General features: G+C 40.1%; 30 protein-coding genes. 17 read left to right on the forward strand and 13 right to left on the reverse strand.

The window, feature by feature from the left end; genetic code table 11:
* Positions 1-56 precede the first annotated feature (56 nt).
* Positions 57-1145 carry an IS110 family RNA-guided transposase gene (locus G626_RS0114315; RefSeq protein ID WP_022932464.1) on the reverse strand — a complete coding sequence of 363 codons (1089 nt, stop codon included), beginning with the start codon at positions 1143-1145 and terminating at the stop codon, positions 57-59.
* A gap of 704 nt (positions 1146-1849) precedes the next feature.
* Between G626_RS0114315 and G626_RS0114325 the strand changes: the two genes are divergently transcribed.
* Genes G626_RS0114325 through G626_RS0114335 form a run of 3 tightly spaced genes read left to right on the forward strand, consistent with a single transcriptional unit; the run spans position 1850 to position 4011 of the window.
* Positions 1850-2329: a hypothetical protein gene (locus tag G626_RS0114325; protein WP_022933474.1), complete on the forward strand. Its 480-nt coding sequence runs from the start codon at positions 1850-1852 to the stop codon at positions 2327-2329.
* 21 nt (positions 2330-2350) lie between these two features.
* Positions 2351-2950 (forward strand): flavin reductase family protein, encoded by a 600-nt coding sequence (locus G626_RS0114330; protein ID WP_022933475.1) that lies wholly within the window; start codon positions 2351-2353, stop codon positions 2948-2950.
* Positions 2951-2964: 14 nt separating this feature from the next.
* On the forward strand, positions 2965-4011 hold the full coding sequence (locus G626_RS0114335; RefSeq protein ID WP_156003374.1) for a condensation domain-containing protein: 1047 nt from the start codon (positions 2965-2967) through the stop codon (positions 4009-4011).
* A gap of 195 nt (positions 4012-4206) precedes the next feature.
* Here the strand turns inward: G626_RS0114335 and G626_RS16915 are convergent, their stop codons facing one another.
* Positions 4207-4563 carry a tautomerase family protein gene (locus G626_RS16915; RefSeq protein ID WP_022933477.1) on the reverse strand — a complete coding sequence of 119 codons (357 nt, stop codon included), beginning with the start codon at positions 4561-4563 and terminating at the stop codon, positions 4207-4209.
* A gap of 66 nt (positions 4564-4629) precedes the next feature.
* Positions 4630-5625 (reverse strand): serine hydrolase domain-containing protein, encoded by a 996-nt coding sequence (locus G626_RS0114345; RefSeq protein WP_022933478.1) that lies wholly within the window; start codon positions 5623-5625, stop codon positions 4630-4632.
* Between the two features lie 325 nt (positions 5626-5950).
* Between G626_RS0114345 and G626_RS0114350 the strand changes: the two genes are divergently transcribed.
* From G626_RS0114350 to G626_RS17990, 3 genes are all read left to right on the forward strand, one after another.
* Positions 5951-6397: a GNAT family N-acetyltransferase gene (locus G626_RS0114350; RefSeq protein WP_022933479.1), complete on the forward strand. Its 447-nt coding sequence runs from the start codon at positions 5951-5953 to the stop codon at positions 6395-6397.
* 81 nt (positions 6398-6478) lie between these two features.
* Complete coding sequence (locus G626_RS16920; protein WP_022933480.1) at positions 6479-7162, forward strand: MBL fold metallo-hydrolase; 684 nt, start codon at positions 6479-6481, stop codon at positions 7160-7162.
* A gap of 1 nt (position 7163) precedes the next feature.
* The gene (locus tag G626_RS17990; RefSeq protein WP_022933481.1) at positions 7164-8468 is read left to right on the forward strand and encodes an APH(3') family aminoglycoside O-phosphotransferase; all 1305 of its coding nucleotides are present in this window, start codon (positions 7164-7166) and stop codon (positions 8466-8468) included.
* A 4-nt stretch (positions 8469-8472) separates the two neighbouring features.
* Here G626_RS17990 and G626_RS0114365 read toward each other — a convergent pair whose 3' ends face one another.
* Together G626_RS0114365 and G626_RS0114370 are read right to left on the reverse strand one after the other, a co-directional pair.
* Positions 8473-8895 carry a hypothetical protein gene (locus tag G626_RS0114365; RefSeq protein WP_022933482.1) on the reverse strand — a complete coding sequence of 141 codons (423 nt, stop codon included), beginning with the start codon at positions 8893-8895 and terminating at the stop codon, positions 8473-8475.
* 9 nt (positions 8896-8904) lie between these two features.
* Positions 8905-10113: a sigma factor-like helix-turn-helix DNA-binding protein gene (locus tag G626_RS0114370; RefSeq protein WP_022933483.1), complete on the reverse strand. Its 1209-nt coding sequence runs from the start codon at positions 10111-10113 to the stop codon at positions 8905-8907.
* A 395-nt stretch (positions 10114-10508) separates the two neighbouring features.
* On the opposite strand from G626_RS0114370, the gene G626_RS17780 reads away from it, so the two are divergent.
* The 8 genes from G626_RS17780 to G626_RS0114415 all read left to right on the forward strand — a co-directional run bounded on the left by G626_RS17780 (position 10509) and on the right by G626_RS0114415 (position 17191).
* On the forward strand, positions 10509-11030 hold the full coding sequence (locus G626_RS17780) for a GNAT family N-acetyltransferase (protein WP_022933484.1): 522 nt from the start codon (positions 10509-10511) through the stop codon (positions 11028-11030).
* Positions 11031-11063: 33 nt separating this feature from the next.
* A complete protein-coding gene (locus G626_RS16935) occupies positions 11064-12119 on the forward strand; it encodes a phosphotransferase enzyme family protein (RefSeq protein ID WP_022933485.1) in 1056 nt (351 codons plus the stop codon).
* The gene (locus G626_RS0114385) at positions 12103-12564 is read left to right on the forward strand and encodes a hypothetical protein (protein ID WP_022933486.1); all 462 of its coding nucleotides are present in this window, start codon (positions 12103-12105) and stop codon (positions 12562-12564) included. Before G626_RS16935 ends, G626_RS0114385 begins: the two co-directional genes overlap by 17 nt.
* A 267-nt stretch (positions 12565-12831) precedes the next feature.
* The gene (locus G626_RS0114390; RefSeq protein WP_022933487.1) at positions 12832-14262 is read left to right on the forward strand and encodes an AAA family ATPase; all 1431 of its coding nucleotides are present in this window, start codon (positions 12832-12834) and stop codon (positions 14260-14262) included.
* Between the two features lie 28 nt (positions 14263-14290).
* Positions 14291-15037 (forward strand): GNAT family N-acetyltransferase, encoded by a 747-nt coding sequence (locus G626_RS17785; RefSeq protein WP_022933488.1) that lies wholly within the window; start codon positions 14291-14293, stop codon positions 15035-15037.
* Positions 15038-15068: 31 nt separating this feature from the next.
* Positions 15069-15728, forward strand: a complete 660-nt coding sequence (locus G626_RS16945; RefSeq protein ID WP_022933489.1) for a flavin reductase family protein — start codon at positions 15069-15071, stop codon at positions 15726-15728.
* Positions 15729-15850: 122 nt separating this feature from the next.
* The gene (locus tag G626_RS0114410) at positions 15851-16519 is read left to right on the forward strand and encodes a helix-turn-helix domain-containing protein (protein WP_022933490.1); all 669 of its coding nucleotides are present in this window, start codon (positions 15851-15853) and stop codon (positions 16517-16519) included.
* Between the two features lie 12 nt (positions 16520-16531).
* Positions 16532-17191: a class I SAM-dependent methyltransferase gene (locus G626_RS0114415; RefSeq protein ID WP_022933491.1), complete on the forward strand. Its 660-nt coding sequence runs from the start codon at positions 16532-16534 to the stop codon at positions 17189-17191.
* A gap of 3 nt (positions 17192-17194) precedes the next feature.
* On the opposite strand, the gene G626_RS0114420 is transcribed toward G626_RS0114415, so the two are convergent.
* From G626_RS0114420 to G626_RS0114455, 8 genes are all read right to left on the reverse strand, one after another.
* Positions 17195-17635 carry a GNAT family N-acetyltransferase gene (locus G626_RS0114420; RefSeq protein WP_027727227.1) on the reverse strand — a complete coding sequence of 147 codons (441 nt, stop codon included), beginning with the start codon at positions 17633-17635 and terminating at the stop codon, positions 17195-17197.
* A 92-nt stretch (positions 17636-17727) separates the two neighbouring features.
* Positions 17728-17871 carry a hypothetical protein gene (locus G626_RS18155; protein ID WP_022933492.1) on the reverse strand — a complete coding sequence of 48 codons (144 nt, stop codon included), beginning with the start codon at positions 17869-17871 and terminating at the stop codon, positions 17728-17730.
* Complete coding sequence (locus G626_RS0114430; protein WP_022933493.1) at positions 17862-18368, reverse strand: GNAT family N-acetyltransferase; 507 nt, start codon at positions 18366-18368, stop codon at positions 17862-17864. Before G626_RS0114430 ends, G626_RS18155 begins: the two co-directional genes overlap by 10 nt.
* 3 nt (positions 18369-18371) lie before the next feature.
* Positions 18372-18791 (reverse strand): GNAT family N-acetyltransferase, encoded by a 420-nt coding sequence (locus G626_RS0114435; RefSeq protein WP_022933494.1) that lies wholly within the window; start codon positions 18789-18791, stop codon positions 18372-18374.
* Entirely contained in the window at positions 18791-19852 is a 1062-nt protein-coding gene (locus tag G626_RS17995; RefSeq protein WP_022933495.1) for a DUF3795 domain-containing protein, read from the reverse strand. Before G626_RS17995 ends, G626_RS0114435 begins: the two co-directional genes overlap by 1 nt.
* An 11-nt stretch (positions 19853-19863) precedes the next feature.
* Positions 19864-20130 (reverse strand): hypothetical protein, encoded by a 267-nt coding sequence (locus G626_RS0114445; RefSeq protein WP_022933496.1) that lies wholly within the window; start codon positions 20128-20130, stop codon positions 19864-19866.
* Between the two features lie 77 nt (positions 20131-20207).
* Positions 20208-20663, reverse strand: a complete 456-nt coding sequence (locus G626_RS0114450) for a GNAT family N-acetyltransferase (RefSeq protein ID WP_022933497.1) — start codon at positions 20661-20663, stop codon at positions 20208-20210.
* Positions 20664-20708: 45 nt separating this feature from the next.
* Entirely contained in the window at positions 20709-21464 is a 756-nt protein-coding gene (locus G626_RS0114455; RefSeq protein ID WP_022933498.1) for a GNAT family N-acetyltransferase, read from the reverse strand.
* 99 nt (positions 21465-21563) lie between these two features.
* On the opposite strand from G626_RS0114455, the gene G626_RS0114460 reads away from it, so the two are divergent.
* The 3 genes from G626_RS0114460 to G626_RS0114470 all read left to right on the forward strand — a co-directional run bounded on the left by G626_RS0114460 (position 21564) and on the right by G626_RS0114470 (position 23490).
* A complete protein-coding gene (locus G626_RS0114460; RefSeq protein ID WP_022933499.1) occupies positions 21564-21758 on the forward strand; it encodes a hypothetical protein in 195 nt (64 codons plus the stop codon).
* Positions 21748-22308 carry a zeta toxin family protein gene (locus G626_RS0114465; protein WP_022933500.1) on the forward strand — a complete coding sequence of 187 codons (561 nt, stop codon included), beginning with the start codon at positions 21748-21750 and terminating at the stop codon, positions 22306-22308. Before G626_RS0114460 ends, G626_RS0114465 begins: the two co-directional genes overlap by 11 nt.
* Positions 22309-22389: 81 nt before the next feature.
* A complete protein-coding gene (locus G626_RS0114470; protein ID WP_022933501.1) occupies positions 22390-23490 on the forward strand; it encodes a S41 family peptidase in 1101 nt (366 codons plus the stop codon).
* Positions 23491-23647: the final 157 nt, after the last annotated feature.

A 23647-nucleotide genomic window follows, 5' to 3' on the forward strand; every position in this document is an offset into this window, starting at 1 on the left:
TCCTATGATTTTTGTCAACAAAGAATTATGATTCTTTTATTCTCCAGCCCTCTTTTTCACGAAATTAGAGCTTCTTCAGCAAGTTTTGAAATGTATGCATCAGGAGTTATTGATATTCTAGGCTCATAAACCTGATTATTTTTCAAAAGTGTATAAAGAAGTTCCCCCATTTTTCTGGCAACAGTAACTATAGATTTTCCTTTTCCAATACCACGTGTAACTGCCATGTAATTATATTTATCTTTTAAGGCTCCGCCTGATTTTGACCGCGTAGCTGACCACGCTGCTTGTACCAGTAAAGATCTTAAAATCGGATTTCCCTGTTTCGTTATATGTCCCAATCGGTTTATCGTACACGACCGATCTACTTTTGGAACAAATCCTATAAAATTGCTTACTTGATGTGCATTTTCAAATCTGTTTACATCACCAATATAAGCTACATAAGACAAAGCTGTTATAGGTCCTACTCCAGGAACTGTCATAAGCCGCTGGACTTTCTCATCTGACTTTGTCTCTTCATTTATTTTCTGATTCAGCAACTCTAGTTGCTTTTCTATCAGAATAAGTCGTTCTACAAGTCTTTCTGCTTCCTCTTTTTCATACCCTTTGAGAAGGGGAAGAATATTATCTCTATTTTTAGGCACACACATATCTTTTCGCTTAAACTGTGTATAACCGTTGTGCTCAAAGATTGCGTGCAGACGGTTTATTTCTTTTGTTCTTAGTGATTTTAAAGAACGATATTCGCTCAAGAGTTTTCTTCTTGCCCATTCTTCGTCACTTGGAGGTGTAACAATCGGCATCTCATTTTCATCATGGCTTCGCAAATATTTTGCCAGCTTCATAGAATCCTCTTTATCAGTTTTTCTTGTACTCATAAAGATTATAGCAAGTCTACCTGGATTTAGAATTATTACTCGGCAACCAACTTTGTTTCTGATTATGCGTTCAATTCTAAAAGCTAGATTACAGGCTTCGATGGCAACGACATCATCTTTGTTCAGTTTTTTACACAGATTATCTAAGCCTTCAAAATCAGTTTTTCCGCCTGTTCTTGTTACCTTTCCGTTGGGACCTATAAGACACATCTCATAGGTCTTCTTCCCCAAGTCTAATCCTGCTGCGTTTCCTGCCACTTCCATAAGTGTCCTCCTTTGATATAAAATGAGGACTGGAGAGCAATCCGAGTGCGTTGAACACCGTTCTCCTATTCGCGGTACTGGGGGTCCTGCCCCAGGCCGCTCTTTGTTATACGATGGCCGGCTTTGACAAAACTAACGCACGAGTTTTTTAATCTCCCTAGGCAATGCCTGCCTTCCACCGGCTCTCCAAGTCCGTCAACTCAGAGTACAACTTTTTCTCGGATTATTTAATCATAACAACTAACGCGGGCAGAAAAAGGAATAATTCAGCCAGCTCGCAATAAAAATGGCCTAAATTGAATTAGTTAACATATAAATAGCCATAAACATCTAAAACATATGTTAACTTATAGAAACAATCATTGTCTTTATTAAGAAAAAACATATAAATTAGTGAAATAGGTAAAAATATATGTTTAAAACATAAAACACTCCGTGGAAATAATCTTAAATAGCGCGAAAAGAATGTGTTTTTGTGAGGTGTGAACATATAAATAGCAGAAAAAGGATAAAATATATGTTAATTCTTCCTGCACAGCATTATTTTTCTATTTATACAACATATAAATCCCAGAAAAAGCTCAAAATATATGTTGTAATCAGAAATTTCTTGTCAGAACGCAGTTTTGCATTTATCTTAATAGTAGGAAAACTGCAAAGAGGGGGCGGTTTCGGAGGGTATTGTCATTAAAAAGTTAGAATTATTGCCACCATCTACATTTCTTCCTCAGATTGAATCCCGCATCGCTGATTTGGAAGAAGTTCTCAAAACAAAGCAATTTGCCGTAAAGAAAAATCCTTCCGGATTAGTACGAATTGTAAGACAGAAAAATTATCTGCAATTTTACAAACGCTCCTCCCCTTCCGATGCACAAGGAACCTACATGCCCCGCTCACAGGAAAAGCTTGCCCGCGCTCTTATACAGAATGACTACGACCAGGATATTTGTCAGTTGCATCCAGACTTTTATTGTCTGAATCTCCGCACCCGTCAGGAGTTTGCCTGGGAGCATTTTGGCATGATGGATGATCCGGAGTATGCTGCACGTGCCACCGAAAAAATTGGGCTCTACGCAGAAAACGGATTCTTCCCGGGTAAAAATCTCATCATCACAATGGAGACCTCGGCCAAGCCTCTTTCATCAAAGCTTTTGAAAAGTGTGATTCAAACATATTTGAAATAAAAAAACGGAGGAATTAAAAAAATGGCAAAAGTAAAAGGAAACTTAGGAAATGATTTTTGTCCGCAGTCGCTTTTTTTGTATGGAACAAAAAAAGATGATGAATCTCCGGACTTCGGACTTTTCTGCTGGTTCAGTTATGCTACAATAGAAATCAACAAAGAACTTCGCATGGGTGTCATGGCCTGCATCGGCGAAGAAAAATTGACAAAGGATTTAATTCGCAAGAATGGTGTTTTTTCTGCGAATCTTGTAACGGAAAAACTACTCCCACTTGCTGATTATTACGGCTGTACCAGTGGCCGCGATAATCCCGATAAAATGAAATACTGCCCGACTATTGAAGGTGGCCAGGTGCTCGATGTTCCGACAATTGCAGAAAGCCCGGTTAGCTTTGAACTGCGGGTCGTAAAAGAGATTCATGCCGCCGAAGGCAGTGATATTTTTCTCTGTGAAATTTGCAACGTTATGATTGAAGAAAAACTCAAGGATAAGAGTCTTTCATTTATGGAGCGGCTTAAACTTGCGGCCCCGGTGATTACTGCTGGTGAAACGACTCATACTTCACTTGATGGTCGAGAGCTTGGCCGTTGGAGCCAGCCGATGAAATCTCTGGAAAGTTAAAGAAGAAAAACAATATGGAATATTTATTTACAGAGCGTACTCATTTAGCCTGTCCTAACATGTGCTTTGGAATTGCGGCAACTCTTGGGAAGGTTTTTGATGAAGAGAGAGTTGAAGAGAGTGTAACGGCGCTGGTGAAAGCTCACCCATTTTTACGGGCGTGGCTGGGTTATGAAAAAGAGACTAACTCATATTTTTATGATGTGAAAGAGCAGTCGCAAGTTAAAGTGATTTTTGCGGGGGAGTTTTGTGATGAGGATGGGGATGTAAAAATCATCCAACAATTCGAAAAACTCACTGCCCGAGACTGGAATCTTTTTAACGAAGGATTTTTGAAAATCGCTGTATGGAATGCCGGCGACAGAACAGTTCTCCTTTTTGTTTTTCATCACCTCCTGGCAGATGGACATGGTGCTCTTGGACTTGTTCAGGAGTTTGCGGATTTTTATGTTGATGGAATTGAGTCAAAAGCAGCCCCAGAACATTTAATTACAAAAGAGGATTTGCCTGCGAACTCAAAGCTCTCTTTTATAAATCGGGCTCTTGTAAATCATGCTAACCGCCAATGGAAAAAAGAAAATCATCAGCTTTCTTATGAAGAATATCATGCCTTTTCAGACAAGTTTTTGCAGGAGGATGATGTTGAGCATTCTCTTGAAGTTGTTAGTTCTGACAAACTTGCTGGTCTCCACACACAATGTAAATCACACAATATTTCCATAAATGATTATCTTCTTGGAAAGATGTTCGCAGAAGAAAAAACAGACAGCATTGTAATGGCCTGTGATTTACGAAAGCAGCTTGAATGTTATAATCCGGGAGCACTTGGAAATTATGCGACAGCTTTTAGTGTGAAGCTCAAGCAGGGAAAGTCTGCCGACCCTGCAGAACTCTTTTCTCTTGCGCAAAAAGTTCATACTCAAATACAGAAAAAGCTTGCCAGCCCAAAAGATCTCTATCTCGTCTTGCAATGCTACGCCTCTCTGAATCCAGGACTATTAGATACCGCAATCCTTTCCAGCCGTGGAGCCTTTGAGACAGTAAAGCCGCAAAGTTCATAGGCACGACCTTTTTTAACTACGACAAAGCCAAAGGCTACAGCATTACAAATCTTGGAAAAATTGAAAGTAAAAATATAGACTCAGCATTTTTCATTCCGCCGGCTTCTCCAGCTATCAAAAAAACTCAGGGCGTACTTACCGTAAATGGAATCATGCGGATTTGTACAAGTCAAAGAAAAAGCTAGATGTGTTTAATTATTTCTGATTCCCGCCCATGCCCCAGTTTTCAAGTGGTGGTTCGTTCATCACAATAAAAACATCGGTCGCAACAATGCCAAGCTTTTCACAGAGCAGGCCCGTGACTTTTTCGATTGCAGCTTTTTTCTGTTCGCGGTTTCTGCCCGGAAAAATCGTGAGTTCGATAATCATAAAGTTTTCGGTTTTTCCTTCCGGCGCTTCCCAGTTAGTTTTATCAAACTCTTCAATCCGCTGGAAGCGGTCCCAGTCGGCAATTCCAAAAGCTTCAATCAGGCCCTGGTGAATACAATCAAAAACTAATTTCTTAAATTCGGGAGTCTTCCCGGCCAGCATGTTAACTTTTACTAATGGCATATTTTTCTCCATATTTATTAAAACAGATAAGCGGTTGTCTTTGACTAACAACCGCTGTCAGCTATTCTAACATGGTTGTAAAGCTTCCGTAAATGGTTCAATATATTTCTGAATAAAATCTACCCTGTCAAAAACCGTCGGCTTAAAATAAGAGGCCACGGCTACCACGAGGCGCTTCTCGGGATTTATGTAAATCACGTTGCCGCTGTTTCCAATGGCCGCATAAATATTTTTCTTGCGGGAAATAATCCACCAGAGGTAGCCGTATTCCATGCCGCGGAAATGCTTGCCTTCAACTTCACGCGGCCGGGTCATCTCATGAATCCAGTTAGCCGAGACTATCTGCTGGCCGCCAAACTCGCCTTTGTTCAAACACAGCTGCCCGATTTTTGCCATGTCAGTAGCCGTCATGCAAAGTCCATAGCCCGGAGTGCCAAGATCCTGAGGGTCGGCAAACCACACGGCCTCTTTTGGAAGCTTACTGATAGTAAACTCCTTGTGAGTTTCGGCAGACTTTGCATAAAAGTTTTTGTGAGCCGGAATGCCAAGCGGTTCAAAAAGATATTTGTTGGCGTAGTCCACAGTCAGCATACCGGTAGCCTTATACAAAATCCCCGTCAGAATATGAAGACACACCGACGAATACTTAAACTCATCAGTAAGCCCCTTGCGCCCGCCAAGAAAATCAAGAGAGGTATAGGTCCAGTTTTCGCTGGTACAAACCTTGCTCCAGGGGTCGCCCTTGCATTTGTAAGGAGCCCTCATCGTAAGCAGATGCTTTATGGTCACCTCGTAAATCGTCTTTTCGCCGCGCTTCACTTTATACTCAGGAAAATAATCCAGCACCTTGTCGTCCACACTTTTTATCTGCCCCTTGTCAATTGCAATTCCGACAAGCAGTGCCATAACACTTTTTGTAACAGACATAACGTGAAGGCAGTCGTCGCGCCTATAATTATTCCAGGTGTCGCTGTAAACAGTCTTGCCGTCACGAATCGCCTCAATCTGGCAGATGTTGGACTGCTTCTCTTCAATCATTTTGTGAAGTTCTTCTTTTGTCATAAAATCCTCATTCTTGTAAGTAAGTTTTAGGCGCCTATATATGTAAGAATAAGGTGATTAAAAATTGAATTCAAGAAAAATCTTAAAAATTTTTTTTGGAGTTATTTGGGCGTAACCGCTGCAACCTTCGGTCGCAGCGGTCGGCCTTCCGCTATTCCGCTATCGCTCCAGCCTCCGCACTCGTTCACTAACTAACGTTAGTTCACTCGCTTGCGGTGGCCGCCTTCGGCGTAGCTCCAGCCCCTTACGCAGTTGAAAATCCTACAATCCTCGGTTACACTTATTTATCTGACTTTGCAATGCAAAAACACTTTAAGGAAAAAATATGTACACACTAAAAAGATTGAGCATAGAGAATAAAGAAGAAATAAAAAAAGTTTTCACCGGCGTTTTTACAAAGGCACCATGGTATGATGACTGGTCGGACACAGAGCAGCTGGACCTTTACATCTGCGATCTGATTGGTCAGGGCTATTCACTTACCTATGGCTTGTATGATGAAGCGGGCGAGCTGATAGGCATTTCTCTTGGTTACATCAAGCACTGGTACAGTGGTACAGAATATATCATAAACGAGCTTTGCATAAAGACAGAAAAGCAGGGGAGTGGGGCAGGTACTTTTTTTATCCGTGAAATTGAAAAGGCGATAAAGGAGCTTGGTCTCAAACAGATTTTTCTTTTGACAGATTCAAATGTTCCGGCCTATGAGTTCTATAAGAAAAATGGTTTTGTGGAATGTGAGACTAACGTGGCTTTTGCAAAGATGGTGTAGCCTGTCATCCCGAACTTGCTTCGGGATCTATCCAAAAAGATGCTGAAGCAAGTTCAGCATGACATAACAGGAGAAGAAAAAATGGAATTAAAAAAACTAAGCGAACACATCTGGTATATGCCTTATGAATCAGAAAGAGACCGACCGAACCTTGGCTATGTAAGAGGAAAAAACTGGAGCCTTGCAATTGATGCGGGACATTCAGCTGCACACACAAAAGAGTTTTACGCCCTGCTTGAAAAAGAAAATCTCCCACTCCCCTGCCTTACACTTCTTACTCACTGGCACTGGGATCACACCTTTGGAATGCATGCCGTAAACGGGCTGACCCTCGCTAATGAAAAGACAAACCGCCACCTTGCAGAGTGGAAAAATAAAATTGAAAAAAATGGTCCGGCGGAATTCTTTGCCATTCACGAAAGCATCAGAAAAGAATACAGCGAAAATAAGGAAGTCATAGTCAAGCTGGCAGACATTGTTTACTCCGGCCAGCTTACCTTTGACCTTGGTGACTGCATAGTAAAAGTCATTCAGTCCGAAGCACCCCACACAGATGACTCAACCCTCGTCTACATAGAAAATGATAAGCTCTTATTTACGGGCGATGCCACCGGCGATGACTTTTTTACCGGGATAAAAGATGCAGCTTTGAGCAGAAAGTTAGCTGAGACTATCAAAACAATAAATCCAACAATATGCATGGAAGGTCACTGGGTGCCGGTAGAAACTGATGACACCCTGAATGATTTACTGAGCGGAGTTTAATATGGTCATAATTATCACAGGTGCGTCGCACACAGGAAAAACTTTACTCGCCCAGCGCATGCTCGAAAAATACAAGTATCCTTATCTTTCAATAGATCATCTTAAAATGGGGCTCATCAGGAGTGGGCAAACAAAGCTTACGCCAGAGGATGATGACCAGCTGACAGCTTACCTTTGGCCAATAGTCCGCGAGATGATTAAAACTGCCATCGAGAATAAACAGAACCTCATTGTCGAAGGCTGTTATGTTCCCTTTGACTGGCGAAAGGATTTTGACCAGGAATATCTGCGGGACATAAACTTTATCTGTCTTGCCATGACGGATGCTTATATAGACGCGCACTTTGCTGAAATAAAGGAGCACGCCTCGGATATTGAATCCAGACTTGATGACAGCGATTGCACGGCCGATTGGGTAAAGGCAGAAAACCGTCGTGTCATACAGGGCTTTGAAGCGGCCGGGGAGCTTGTTGACCTCATTGATTCAGACTATCAATCGGTAGTTGAAAAAACTCTCCTTCTGATTACTTGCAAAATCAAAAAACTAATCGCAGGAAAAAAATACACAATCGACGACATGGGTAAGTCTGGCTCAAGTATTTTGATATTCGATGATTGTGTTTTGAAAATACTGGATAGCCACTTGCACAACGAAGAATCCAGCGTAGAAGTGCTGAACTGGCTTAATGGAAAGCTTCCCGTTCCTGAGGTGCTTGCTTTTGAAAAAAGCGGAGATTATCAATATCTTTTGATGACAAGGATTCCCGGCCTTATGTTCTGCTCGGAATATTACATGGAACATCCGGGTGAGCTGCTTCCTTTGCTGGCACAGGCCTTAAAAATGCTCTGGGCTACGGACATCTCCGGCTGTCCTAAAAGTCGGGATTTTGACACCGAGCTGCGTGCTGCAAGATATCGCGTAGAAAACAACCTCGTAGACATAGACGACGCCGAGCCGGACACCTTTGGCCCAAATGGTTTCGAAAATCCCGCGGCTCTGCTCAAATGGCTGGAAGAAAACAAACCCGCATACGAGCCCGTTCTTTCCCACGGAGACTTCTGTCTGCCAAATATTTTACTAAAAGACGGCAAAGTCAGTGGCTTTATTGACTGCGGCGACATGGCCATCGGCGATAAATGGAAAGACATAGCCCTCTGCTACCGAAGCCTCAAACACAACTTCGACGGAACCTTCGGCGGCAAGGTCTATCCCGATTTTAATCCCGACCTGCTTTTTGACGCCCTTGGCATAGAGTCCGACTGGAAAAAAATCAGGTATTGGATTTTGCTGGATGAGTTGTTTTGAACTTTTAGTCCGGCAGCTTATCCGCAAACATCAAAAGATTAGCTGTTACTTTTTCCTGGTCGTTCAAGGCTCGGAAAGCTCCGCTGTCATAAAGTTCATCGAGGACCATCATGGCAACTGTACTTCCAACTGCCCAATCCATAAATTCAGCAACAAATCTATCCTGAATCTGTGGCGGATACTGCTTTGCCTGAATCATTGCCTGCTCCAATGCAAATTTTGCAAACTCATCAAGAAGACTTTTATCTGGCCCTGGAATCATTTTTGAAAAATCATCCCAGCTGCCTTTTACAATCATTATGTTGATTTTGCCGTCTTTTGTAAGAAATCCACGGTCATGAAGTCTCTTAAATTTGTCCGAAGTTGCTTTTGATTCTGTGATTGAGCCAGTCATTATTTCATAAAGGCTTTCATAATCCGAATTCAAATTGTTCTGTCAGGCACCTTTACGACTGTCAAATCTTGAATCAATAGACCAGGAATACAAGCACGGATATTTCTGAGAATCTCTTGTCATTACTCCACAGACTTTATATTTTGTTTCAAGCTCAGGAATATCAAATTCACATTTATAATCCGGATCAACAAGCTCACATGGAAGTTCAACGGTTACCAGATAATCAGCTCCATCTAAAGTTTTGATTCTGTGCTTAGAAATATCTTTATCAATATGAACACTACATTTTGAATAAATAGCATAGAAAATTGCAGCTGCTTCAAAAAGCTCCCGGTTTCCACCCGGAATATAAATGTCTTTTCCAATTTCCAGACCCGCAAGTGCAGCACGAACCTGAGGCACATAGTTTTCGGCAAGGATTTTTGCAACCTTCTGCTGCATCCTCACTCCATTTACCCCCGCTTCAAGAGAGAACTCTTTTGGAGTAAACTTAACATAGGTTGTGTAACGCTTACCTTTTGTTTCAACAAGAAATCCGTTTGCAAGCAGCATCGAAATTCGGTCTTCCAGAAAAACAGGCGTCATTCCCAAATCTTCTGCAATCTCTTCCATTGTTTTTGGATTTTCATAAACGCTGTAAACAATATTCAGATTGATTTTATCATTCAGATAATATTCAGGACCGCCCTTATTTCCAGGACATCCGCTATGACTGAATCCAACTGCCTTTACAGGCGATAAACCAAGACTTCCAATTTTTCTTTTCATAGTAAATCCTTCCTTTAAATCATTACGAGCTTTGTTTAAGTGCCACTTTACGGTACCGGCAGGCAGCCCAAGTTCTTTTGAAATTTGAACAATAGACTTACCTTCGTAATAAAAGGAATAGACAATTTCACGACGGCTGGAAGTCAGAAATCCAATTTCCTTACGGAGCTTTTTGATTTCTTCTTCACTTTCTCCAAAGTCATGCTGATCAAAATATGCAAGCTCAATACCGTCAAGGGAAAGGCCCTTTTGCAGTTTTTTATGATTCACATACTTTGCGTAAACATGCTGGCAGATTCTCCAGACATAGCCTTCAGGATTTACAATATCCTCTGCGTGCAGCATAGAAAGATAAAGCTCCTTCAGCATCTCGCCCGAAAGTTCTTCTGCTTCATCATACGAATATGATTTTTTTACAGCAAAGCCATATACCTTAGAAGAAAATTTTACGATTAACTTGTCAGCCTTTTCTTTTTCCATCGCTATTCCATTTTACTAAAAACCGGTTTGCTTATATAGTGCGGGGATTTAGAAAAAGGTTGGATTTTTTTTGATTTTTTTTACAGATTCTTCACCAGATGAAACTTCTTATTCTCTTCAGGGATATTATCAAGTTCACTAATAATTCTGGATGCATCCAGCCCCAGTAAGTTCCGCAAAGGATACCACTTTTTAAGATGTCATATAATTACACTAAAGTCCCAAGATTATATGACATTTCTCCTCTGTCCCCGTCTGAAAACATTCGAAAATGCGCAGTATTATAAATCCTCCCGATTATTACAATTGAAAATAAATAAATTCCACTTTATGCTTATATTACAGGTATTAATCAGCATAAAAATATTAAAGAAAAAAAGTGGAGACAAAACAAAATGCATATAGAATATAGACAAGTTAGAAAAGAAGACGGATATGAATGGTATTCTCTTTTGGATGAAGTCTGGAAAGTTACATACAGTCACATTTTTCCAAAAGAGGTTTTTGATGGACGCGATTATGCCAGAGAAGAAAGGGCCCGCAATTTCACGGAAGAAAAATTCATTGGTGAAAGAAAACTTGCCTATGTAGCTGAGTGCGAAGGGAAAATAGTGGGGCTGATGTTTGGTACACTCGATTCAGATTATGAGCATTTCAAAAATGACTACGCCGATTTAACAGCACTTTATGTGTATCCAGAATATCAGGGAAAAGGAATTGGTACAAAACTCAGAGACATTTTTGTTGAATGGGCAAAATCAAAAAATGCTGATAAGTATGTTATAGGCGTATTAAAAGATAATGCCAGAGCCAGAAAAGTTTATGAATCCTGGGGTGGAAAATTATCCGAATATGAGCATGACTTTGTTGTGATGAATGTAGGTTATCCGGAGAATTTTTACACTTTTGAAATATAAGAGCTGGCTCTAATGGTTTATGAGGAATAAAGATTGAAAACACTTAAGCAGGCTATAAAACTTTTTTCTCTTGAAGATTTTGATTGCCACGAAATTGAAGGCCACGAAGGCGGTAGGAATCAGATTTTTATTTGCAGTAAGGGTGGCGAGAAAAAGTTTGTGCTCAGGATTTCTGCGACGGGTGACAGGACTGTAAATGATTATCGCGCGGAGGCGGAGTTTGTACGCTACCTTGCGAAAAATGGTGCGCCTGTCGCAGATGTAATTCCAAGTGCTGACGGAAAACTTGTTGAAATTATTGATGGTGATTGTACTGATTCGGTTACGGCTGGCGATGGCGGTGCGGCTCCTGTTTTCATCTCCCTTTTTGAATACGCAAAAGGAATGCTGCTTGCTGACAACGGTTACCGTTACCGAGACGGAGCGCCACTAAGCGAATACTTTTTCAACACCGGAAAAACTCTTGGTAAAATCCATGCGCTTTCAAAAGTCTATGAGCCAGTCGCAGATTATCGCCGCCTGGATTATTTTGATAAATACAACATGGAATATCTTGGCCGCCTGATTCCTGACAAATACAGCGAACTGAAATCAGCCATCTCCGCCCGCCTCGAAACATTCTGCACGCTTCCGACCGATTCACAAAGCTACGGCCTGGTTCACTTTGATTTCAGCGACGGCAACTATCATATCGACATGACCAAAGGCAACATCACGGTCTTCGACTTTGACAACTGCATGTACTGCTGGTACATGTTCGATCTTGCAAATCTCTGGCTTCATAACGAAGGCTGGTGCCGCCACGAAGCCGACCCAGGAAAACGCTTCAAACTGATGCAGCAATGCTTTGACCTTCAGTTGCAGGGCTACAAAACAGAAACGGAAGTGCCGGACGAGCTGCAGGAAAAACTCCCACTCTTCATCGACATGGTACTTATTGAAAACATTGTAGACGAGTTTGAATGTGCCGCCCGCGAAGGACAGGAACTTGACTATGAAGACATCGAGGACGCGGCAGAGTGTCTGATCAACGGGATTCCTTATGCAGGATTTAAAAAGAGGAGGCATAACAATGACAATTCTAAGTAAAACAAAATACGAAGCTTCAATGGAAAATGCAACAAGAAAAAAACTGGCAACGATTGCCGAGAAAGCAGCTGAATTCCCTTTTCATGGTTATATTGAAGGTAAAGAATCAAACCTTGAACCGATCATTCAGTTTTTCCCAAAGTGGACTCCAAGAGAAGCCGACGGATTATGGTGTGCAGCGTTTGTATATTATTGCTGCCGACAAGCAGGATTTGAAATCCCCATCAGGCCGGATGAATGCAAGACCTGTCATCTGGCTGGCTGTATTGCCTGGGAAGAATTTACTCAAGGTGAGAATGACCATATCGGCATAGTCATTGAAAACCGCGAGGATACGATTCTTGCTGCGGAAGGAAATATAAACAACAAATCAGAAATCATTGAGCGTCAGAAAGATGAACATATAAGAGCTTATATTAGAATTCCTGATGGTTACAAGTATTGATAAAGGGGAGGCGATTTGAATACAAGGATCAGCCTGTGGGTTACGGACACAGGCAACTGGAAGAAGCCCTTCGAAGAATTAAAGAGTATGAAGGTTTGAAAAGATTAAGCTAAAAAAAGCGAATTAAAATTATTGGGCGTCAAAGTAACAAAAAGTCACTTGACCGCCCAATAATTTTCACGTATAATATATCTAAATAAACGGGCGAAAACTGTATGTTTTTATCAAATAGCGCCCGATAAAAAAACGCCAATACGAGGTGCTGCTATGGTTGGAAGAGAGAAAGAAATAAAAGAATTGGAAAAAATATATAGTTCCAAAAAAGCAGAGTTGGTTGCAATATACGGAAGGCGGAGAGTTGGAAAAACCTATCTGGTTGATGAAGTGTTTGATGGTAGAATAACATTCAGACATGCCGGATTATCTCCCCTGGAGGCAGAACCTAGAGGACTACTTGAAGCACAACTAGAGCATTTTTATAATTCGCTGAAACTCCATGGAATAGAAGAGGAAAAAGCTCCGAAAAACTGGCTGGATGCTTTTTTTATGTTGGAAAAATGGTTAAAGAATATAGATGACGGAAACAGACAGGTAGTTTTTTTGGATGAGTTACCATGGCTTGATACACCAAGGTCAGATTTTATCAGAGCTTTTGAAGGCTTTTGGAATACATGGGGATGTCATAGAAAGAATCTCTTGGTTATTATCTGTGGCAGTGCTAATTCCTGGATGGAAAATGAACTGATAAATAATCATGGTGGACTATATGGCAGAGTGACCCATGAAATAAAGCTTTCGCCCTTTAATCTGCTGGAATGCGAAGAATACTACAAAAGCAGGGGCATTACTTTTTCACGATATGATATTGTTCAGAGCTATATGATTTTTGGCGGGATTCCGTATTATATGGAATATATGGAAAAAGGATTGAGCTTTGCGCAAAATGTTGACGAAGTTTTTTTCGCAAAAGATGCAAAACTAAAATTGGAATATGACAGACTTTTTGAATCGGTTTTTAAACGTCCCGAAGCTATAAAAGATATAGTCGGTTTTTTGTATAGCAGAAATATGGGATATACAAGAAAAAAAATAGCGGAAACATTAAAGGTATCTGATGGTGGTCATTTGACAAAAGATCTTAACGCCCTCATTGCAAGCGACTTCGTAGTGAAGTATGTTCCGTTTGGACTTTCAAAGAAGGAAGAATATTATAAATTAACGGATCCCTTTTGTTTGTTTTATTTACATTTTGTAAAAAATCAGACAAGAAGAAACAGCCGATTTTGGCAGCAAAACACAACACAGCCTCAGGTCGTTGCATGGAGAGGTTATGCTTTTGAAAATGTTTGCTTTAATCATATAGATCAAATCAAGGATGCACTGGGGATTAGAGATGTGATTTCTTTAGAATCTGCGTGGACAAAAAAAGCAGATGATGAAGATGGCATGCAAATAGATTTGCTCATCTCGAGAAAAGACAATGTGGTCAATATGTGTGAAATAAAGTTTTACAGTGATGATTTTGTGGTTAACAAAGAATATTATCGCACCATTCAGCGTCGAATAGATGCTTTGCATACTATTATTCCCCGGAAAATGTCTGTGTACAGCACTTTGATAACGACCTATGGTGTTAAGAAAAATGAGTACAGCGGGATATTTGTTAAAGAAATTACATTAGACGATTTGTTTCGGTAAAGAGAGCTAGCAATGGAGTAATAAAACTATGAAAACGAACACTAAACAAGACATCATTTTATTTGAAGAATTGGCCTCAAACGCACATGTTGCTTTGAACATAATGCAGTATGATGGCTGGATCTTAAAATTTTCGGAGGGACATACAAATCGTGCTAACTCAGTCAGTATGATTTATCCATCGACAATTAGCCTAAACGAAAAAATTCAAAACTGCGAAAAAATCTATTCCGAGCAAAATCTGCCATGCGTATTTAAGCTTGCGGATGGTGATGATCAAATGATGAAGCTTCTTATAGAACGTGGTTACAAGGAAGTTACACCCTCTGATGTAATGGTCCGGGAAATAGACGATATAACTATGCCCGAGGGAGATATTACCTTTTACAATAAACCTCTTGAGGAATGGCTTTGTGCCTATTTTGAATATGAAGGATTTGGCCAGAAGAGTCAGACAATATATAGACGCATGCTGGATAAGGTTTGCATCAAAACTGATTATCTTGCAATAAGAGAACAGGGCAAGATTGTAGCGCTTGCCTCTTCTGCAATGGAGCGTGGTTATATGTTAATTCAAAATGTTGTAGTACACCCGGATTATAGAAGAAAAGGATATGGAAAATTGCTTTGCAAAGCCCTGATGGCAAAAGGAAAAAGCGATGGTGCTAAAAAGGCATGGCTTCAGGTAGTTCAGACTAACGAAGGCGCCTATAAACTTTATGACGGCCTTGGCTTTAAGAAGGTATATGCCTATAGATACTTAAAAAAGGAATAAGCTATACTTGACTTTAGTACGGAGGAAAAAGATGAAATACCAATACAAAGAAATGCCTGAATCTATGAAAGGGACATACGGAGAGTTTTCAAAAAACTTTGGGTTTGATTGGAAAGAATTTATTATGGGAATACCAACCCCGATGTTTCTTGTCACAACATATAAATCTAACGGGCAGCCAAATGCTACGATGCAGTCATGGGCAGGATTTACGAGTGCGAATCATGGAGGCGGATATTACGTGATTCTATGCAGCGTGAATAAAAGCGGACATCTTTACCAGAGCCTGAATGAAAAGAAAGTAGCCGTGCTGAATTTCATGTCTTCTGATTTATACAAAGCCTGCATGAAAACGATACAGAACAATCAGTTTGAGGCGGATGAGATAACTTCGTCAGGGCTTACTGTTGAAAAAGCTTCGTGGATAGAAGCACCGATGGTCGCTGAATGTTTTATGAACCTTGAGTGCAAATATGTGTGGGAGAAAGAAATTGTTCCCGGTGATGATCATGTTATGATTTGTCTTGAAGTCGTAGGCGGTCATATAGAGAAGGATTATATGGAGGATATGTTCGGAGATAAAGGGGTGCTCTATAATGTCCATTATCCGATAAATCCAGAAGCTGTGAAAGAAAAAGGCTGCGATTTTGTAGCTGCACTTAGGAAAGTAAATCAGTCCGATGAATATTGATTATATCATCGCAGACGGTTTCTCCCGCAACCTGAAGTTGCACAATCTTTCCAAAAAGCATCTGGCGGTTGGTGGAACTTACAGAGTTTCTTTGTTAATCTATAATTCCAAGGAGGCTCGAAATGAGTTTTGGAAAGAACCTTCAATATTTTAGAAAGCTTAGCGGGAATATGACGCAGGAAGCTCTGGCGGAAAAACTTAACGTAAGCCGTCAGACAATCTCTAAATGGGAAATAGATGCGGCAAATCCCGAGATGGAAAAGGCTCTCGAAATCTGTAAAATCTTTAACTGTTCCCTGGATAATCTTTTTAGGGATGAAATGGATAAACAGAGTGATTCCTATTCCAACCTGCGGCTTGAAGAAGTTCCGGGCTTTCGTTATGTGGAGCACACGGTAATCAGTACTGAACCCGAAAGCGATGTGATTGGCAAAATGTACAGGCTTGCAAAAGAAAACGGAATAGAAGTTCCCCGCGTTATCGGCTGGGATTTTCCAAATCTTTCTCAGGAGCAGATTAACGTTTTTAACATGCATGGATACACGGCCGCTTTGATTCTGCCTGATGGAGTTGCGCCCGAGGGTTGCAAAATCAAAGATCAGCCTGCTCATAAATATGCGGCAATTCACGTTGACCGCCCCTTTGAAAATCCTTTCGTGACAATTCCGGGTGCCTATCAAACGCTTGGAGATTTTATGAGAACTAATGGCCTTGTTCAGTCAGCTGAGGGCGTTATTCCTTGCTTTGAAACCGATGGCGAGAGTATGGATATTTATATAGCTTGCAGGTAGAGGAAGCGTATAATGAACTATTCAAATACAAATGAAAAATTATACGACGACATTACCCTTTGGGAAAAAACTGACGGCAGGGATTTGTTTGCCCAGATGCCTCTGGCACCCGATGCAAAGAGCTCTCTGACTGTGCTTGATTTTGGCTATGGCTTTGGAGAAAATCTTTTTGCCTTGAGCAATGCCTATCCTAATGGAAAAATCTACGGCATTGATTGCAACCCGATATGCCAGAAAGAAGTAGGCGAAAAAATTGCGGCACGCGGAATCAAAAACATCACCTTAATCAATAAGGAAGTTCATAATCTGCAGGATTTTCAGGACAACTCTCTGGATTTAGTTCTGCTTTACGATGCACTTCACGGTGGCGACGGCAAAGGCAAATACATGCTTTACGAAGAATCTCATCGCATTCTAAAAAGAGGAGCCTGTCTTTCCATCCTTCCGGTTCACCTGAACAACTGGCGCGACCACCAAGGAAAAAAGAAAACCTACACCCCCGCCAAAATAAAAGCGGAACTTGCAGATTACGGTTTTGAATACATCGGCACCTGCCCCCAGAAAGGCGTCCACTGGGAAAAATGCCACACCCTATACTACATCAAAAAAGGTACAATAACTTTTGATGCGCTGGAGAAGGTGGAGGTGATGAACTTCACAAAGCTCCAGTGAGCCTCATTTTAGAGTCCATTCCGTCCATTCAATATGATTATACTGCATCACATCGTCGGATTTTTTCATGCCGAGTTTTTCATAAAAAGGAATTGCATTTTCGTTGGCAATCAGATAAACGGCAATATCTTTTTCACCACCGGCAAGCTCGTGAGCCTTTTTCATAAGAGCACGACCGATTCCCCGTCTTTCATAATTTCTGTCTACGCCTAAATCTGTTATATAAAGCCAATAACAGAAATCAGTTAGTCCGAATAAAATACCCACAGCAAGCCCGTCCTCATTTCGAGCCACAAGGCTGATTGAGACATTTTTCACAAGCTTTGGAATACGCTCATAAAATCTTTCCTTGGGGTATTGCGAACCAAGGTCGGTGCGTTTGAGAAAATCTATGTATTCTTCTGCGCTGATTCGCTCTTCTTTTATTGTGATATTGTTGTTCATATTTCAAATCCTTTTGTACTGAACAGAACAGGCATCGCGGTTCAAGCTGCACCGATTATTTTGCCATCTTCAAAAACTGCAAGCCCCATTGCTTAAAAGTTACCCAAAATCGCAAGGATTCTTCTTTCAGCTTTTTCCTGCGTCCAATTTTCATTCCACGGTTCTTCAGAGTAAGCCGCTGTCATGGCCACCGCGAGAGTCGGAATGTCTTGTTGATTTATTTGTTTTATTTCCATATTAATTCCATATCAATGCATTCCCAGTCAGCGCCAAGAATGTTTATAACTCTTTTGCTGAATGGCTTAAAGCCCACAGCCTCATAACAGGCCTGCGCCTTTGGATTATTTGCAAAAACTCCCAGCGTTGCTTTTGTAGCATTCAATTCTTTTTTTGCATACTCGATTGCCAGCTCAAGCATTTTCTTGCCGTATCCTTTGCCACGGATTTCCGGAGAGACAATTACAAATCCAAAGCGCACAGTTGTTTTCACATTTACATCAGGAATCAAAACAAAGAGATGACCAATAACATTTTCTTTTTCATCAACTGCAGTGAGCGGGAAAAAATCCAGACCGGCTTTTCTCTCTGCGTAATTTTCATTCAATTCATTTCCCATCAACGGAAACTTCCCGATTCTATCAGCCGACCACTGGAACAAAGTTTTTTCATCCTTTACCCAGCTACAGATAATCTGAGAATCTTCGGCTTTATAGGGTCTTAATTTCATGTTCATATTTTATAACCCCTTGCTCAAAAACATTTCCATTGGCTGTTCGTAGCCCGAGATATTCATTACAAGACTGCCGCAATCTTTGTAGCTGTTTTTTCTATAAAAGTGCTGGGCTGTTTCATCAACCTGAGTTGAAGTTAAAACCATACCGTAGCCCTGTGCCTTCATATCCTCCTCCCAATGCTTCAGCAATTGATTTCCGTAGCCTTTATGCTGTTCCTGCCAGTCTATAAAAAGCAGAGTACAAAAAGGTGTGTTGTCCCAAAACAAATTATAGCGCAAAAGTCCAACGGGTCTGTCATCTGCAAAAATTAAGTAGCCTTGCTTATTGGCAACTTTATTTTCAAATTCTTTTTCAGGCAAGTGCTTGTCCAGACTGTACCAGAAGGCTTTATCATTTGATGTTACGTATTCTATTATTGTCATTATTTATTTCTCCATTCTTCCAGAATCTTTAAGCCCTCGTCAATTTCGCTGCCAAGCACTTCCTGGATTTTTTCGAATTTCCTTTTTGAATGCATTGTGTCCATAACTCGCAGCAATTCTTTTTTGCCGTGCTTCTGAATAAAGAGCGCCATGGCTCTTATCGCATTTGTATCCTTCCCGAGTGAGTAAAAACCTTTCTTGCAATTATAAAGCTCGCTGCATTCATAGCAGCCATCCAGGCCTTTTTCTTTGCAGCAGGCTGTGTTAGGGCAGACTCCATCTGGTGAACAGGTTGCAAAAGAACAGGTGTTGTAAATTGTCCTGCAAGAACCACACCAGGCAGTCAGAAAGCAGTGGGCGCATGAAAGTCCGCAATAGGCAATCTGATCCACACCTTTTTTTGCCTGTTGACACAACTTGTTTTTGATGCGCTGCATGGCTTCCACATGCATAATCCAGTGGCGGGACAAAGGCATTTGAATCAGCCCTTTGATATTTTTACCGTACCAGTAATCAATAAGCCAGACAGAACTTTCGTCTGGGCTAACGCAGTTGCTGGCAGTGAGCCTTTCCTTGTCCTCATCCGTAAAAGTTTTCTTCAAATCCGCAAAGTTCAAACCCGTCAGCATTTCATTTGTAGACTCCATCACAGCCTTGCAATATTCATAAGTTGCTTTGATATTCAGTGCCTTAGAAAATTCAATCATCGCGTCACCATCAAGCTCGTTGGCAGTTGTGATAACTGAACTGTTAGATTTAACTAACCAATCATCCTGAAAAAGAATCTGCTGGTCTTTCAAAATCAGCGTGTGCACAACAATATCTTCAATTCGGAAAAGATGCCAGAGTGACCAGGCTAGGGTAGTGTGCTGAGAACCCTTTCCCACACCAAAAGGCAGCTGATAAAAAGCAACAAGTGGGAAAGTTTTCACAATCGAAGTTATCTGTTCAAATAGCTCACTGCGCAGTTCAAGAAGAATTTTTATTCCATCAGCAAAAGTCGCTTCCTTCGAAATGAGCGTCTGCATCTTTTTGTTTTTTTCTGACCAGTCCTTATCCATATTACTTTTTCCTATAACCAGCTTTTTATAAATTGCTTTGTAATCATCAGTTTACCATGGTCGGTGGTGATTGGATAAGCGTCGCCAAAATCCAGGAATTTTCCAGAATTGTCGAAAACCTGGCGCCCCTTTACTACCAGACCTTTTTTGCTGATACTTCCATTTTCATCTATTTCCAATATCAAAAAAGAGCAACCATTGTCACCTAGCTTCATCAGCAGACGAACTTTGAGACCACTTTTTATTTCTATCCAGGTATTCAGAATTATGTTTTCCATTTTTGAATAATTATATCATAACTTTTCTATTTATCATTTTTAAATAACTTCCGAATAAATCTTTTCGACCACAGCTTTTATCTCTCCAAGACAAAACGCACAACCTTCACACTTCCATCCATCTCGGTCGCTGCAATTTTAAAGCCGCATTTTTCTGTATAAAAGCGGACATTTTCCTCTTTATCCACAGGAGTTATCAACGTAAACTTTTTCCAATCCACATAATGCGATTTTGCAAAAGCCACAGCCGCAGTGCCAATTCCTTTCCCCTGAAATTCCGGCCTAACACACAGGCAGCCAATTTCATACACCCCGCTTTCCACAGCTTTACACGAAATGCAGCCAACCGGCTCGTCATCACACAAAATCACAAACTTTGGAAACTCAAGGATAGATCGCTGCATCTCTTCCAAACTTCTTCCATAAGCCGGGCACTCGCCGTATCTGACAAAATCCTTGTAAAAAGCGGAATTGTAAATCTCTATGAGCAGCTCTGCGTCTGAGATAAGCGCTTCCCTGAATTCAATTTTCATACTTGTAAGATAGCATATTTTTATTTTGAGCGCATCCGTCTCTAATTAATTTTGCGTTGGAAAATACAAAAACTCATACTTCACAGGATTGGCAAATCCCAGTCGTTTGGCAAGCCTAACAGATTCTGCGTTCTCTTCATCACAAGCCCAGATTGCTTTCAGCCCCATCTTTTCAAGTTCTTCCAGAGTTTTAAGACAAGTCGCAAATGCAAAACCACGTCTACGATATGGCTCAAAAGTGTAAACGCCCATTTCCGTAAATCCCCTGCAAGTAAAAGCAGCCTCGCTTTCGCAACAGACCTCGCCGTTTTCTACAGCATAAAATCCAAAGGCTTTCTGGAGAAATGCTTCTTTTGTGCCATAATTTTGCAAATGCCAGTTTTTATAATCTTCCGGTAACTTGTCGAACAATTCACTTGTAAAAGGCGTGATTTCCAAATCGCAGGCTTTTTCTAAAGCTTCTTTCCTTTCTATAAACTCAAGTCGCGGAATTATTTTTGCAAACTCTTTAAGCGGATATGTTCCTTTTCGCTCTGGAACCCAGATTACCTGAAGCCAATCCTTTTTTATAACTTCGCCCAAGACCTCTTCAATCCAAGGTAAATCCGCCTCATCGCTGATATAAGTCCAGCTCATATCCAGCCTGCAAATTGCTTTTGTGGGAGAAGTGATGTCATCTACAAAAGTCTTGCCCGACATCTTCCCATCAAAATAACACCAGAGCGCAGAATTGTTCGGCTGCCTTTTCAAAAAGAGCGGCTTTATCAAATCTCGTTTTTCTTCGGTAAGTTGGGCCAACATGGGAACTCCTTTATTTATTCGCTAATAATAAATTATAATCAAAGCATTTAATTAATACTATAGTTGTGTTATAATCAATTTATAGGAGAAATAGTGTCCATGGAAGAAAATGAACTTGATTCAACTTGTGGCCTTTCAGATTCTGAATTAACAGAAAGATTTAAAGAGTCGATTCGCATAGATAATGAAATCAAACGAATAAAAGGCGCTCCTATTGCACGCTATGATTTAAAAACTAAAACAGCTTATCTCGAATATCCTGATGGAAGAAAAGAGGTGGTTAATGCCCGCTAAAAAGCTTCCAGAAATAATTGTTTTTGCAGGTCCAAATGGAAGCGGAAAGTCTACAATAACAAGACTTGCTAAAATCATTGAGCCTTACATTAATGCTGATGATATAAAACGTACAAATCATTGCACAGATTTAGAAGCGGCTCAAATGGCAGAGGCAATGCGTGAAAAATGTATCAAGGAACACAAAAGTTTTACTTTTGAAACAGTTCTTTCTACAGATAGAAACCTTAAATTATTAAAAAAAGCAAAAACTGAAGGATATTTTATTCGATGCATTTATGTTTTAACTTGTGATCCAAACATTAATGTAGCCCGTGTAAAATCTCGAGAATCCCAGGGAGGTCATGGCGTTCCTGAAGACAAAATAATTTCGCGATACAAAAAAGCCCTTGATTTAATTCCAGAACTGATAAATGTTTGTGATGTTATGCACATTTATGATAATTCTGATGTACCTTTTAGAATTTTTAAAAAACGCAAGACCGAACTCTTTTTCTGGGAAAATGAATATTGGTCTGAAAAGAATATTCATGATTTGGTAAAATTATAAAAACCTACTAGCTTACCACTTCCCCTTCAATCTCCGAAGCAATTTTTGGAGGGGTGTCAACCCTATATAGAGGTAATAGATATGAAGAAATTTATTATTAGTTTATTTTTTGTAATTTTTGCACTTTTTAATGTTTGTGGAGAAGACCTCCTTCATCCTGTAATTAGAGATGATATTGATGAGGATATTAAAAAGATTGAGCAGGCATTAGTTGATTATGTTTTATATCCAGAATTGGTAGAGAGAGGTTTTGATGTTCATCGTTTAGATAATATGAAAATTGATGGTGAGATGTTTGAATATGTTGAGTCATTTTTTAGACCAAATGATGAGAAAGGTTGGAATGCTTTAGATAATCATCATAGTTTTAGTCTTAGAGATGAGAATGGGAAAGAGTTTAGATCTAAAGATTATAAAAGAGCAGTTATATTTTCAAATGAATATGGCACAAAAGATGAGTTGTTGAAAAAAGGTTGTGTTGAAAATGAGACTATGTTTTATTATCCAAGTAATGGTGAAAAGGATTGGAGAGTTGGTAAGTGGAGTTGGTCTTTTATAAATTATAGAGGAGAACTTTTTTACCGCGGTCCAGGAAGATTTAAAGGAACTTATGCTAGTGGTATGGGTTTATTTGATGGTGGGAATTATATCTATGGTGATGGTAAAAATAATTGTTGGTTTGGAATGTTGGAAACAAAGAAATCAGTTGTTATAGATTTCGATAGTGTTGAAGATTATATAAATGATGTAAAACTTCCAAAGAAAGATAATTTAATTATTGATTTGAGTGTTGGTAATGGTGGAAGTGGAAGGGCATCATCTAAGTTTGTTGAAACAATTAAAAATTCAAAATATAAAAAAATAATTATCATTACTGGTGATACTACTTCCGCTAGTGAAAATATTGTGCATCTTCTACAAGATGATAAAAGAGTTATTAGAATTGGAAGAAATACTAATGGTAGACACTATGTTGGAGGAGTTAAATGTGTTCTTTCAATAAAAGAAAAAGGCCTTTATCTTCTTTATGGTGATGCTATAGTATCAGGAGTTGGAAATCAAGAAGGTATTGGTTATCTTCCAGATATTTGGGCAGATAATAAAGAAGATATTTTTAAAAATGTTGTTTCAATAACAGGTGATACAGAACTTAAAATTGGAACACATTTCTTTATAAGATAAAAATAAAGCCGCTTATTTATTTAATTAACATCCACTGGGTTGTGGTGAAGGAGTTGGATTTTCACTAGATGGTGGTGGAGTATATGTTGATGGAGTTGTAGTATCTGTTGGGTTAGCTGGGGCTGTATTTTTGTATAACGACCTGCAATTTTGATAT

This window comes from Treponema bryantii NK4A124 (assembly GCF_000421345.1).
GTDB lineage: Bacteria > Spirochaetota > Spirochaetia > Treponematales > Treponemataceae > Treponema_D > Treponema_D bryantii_B.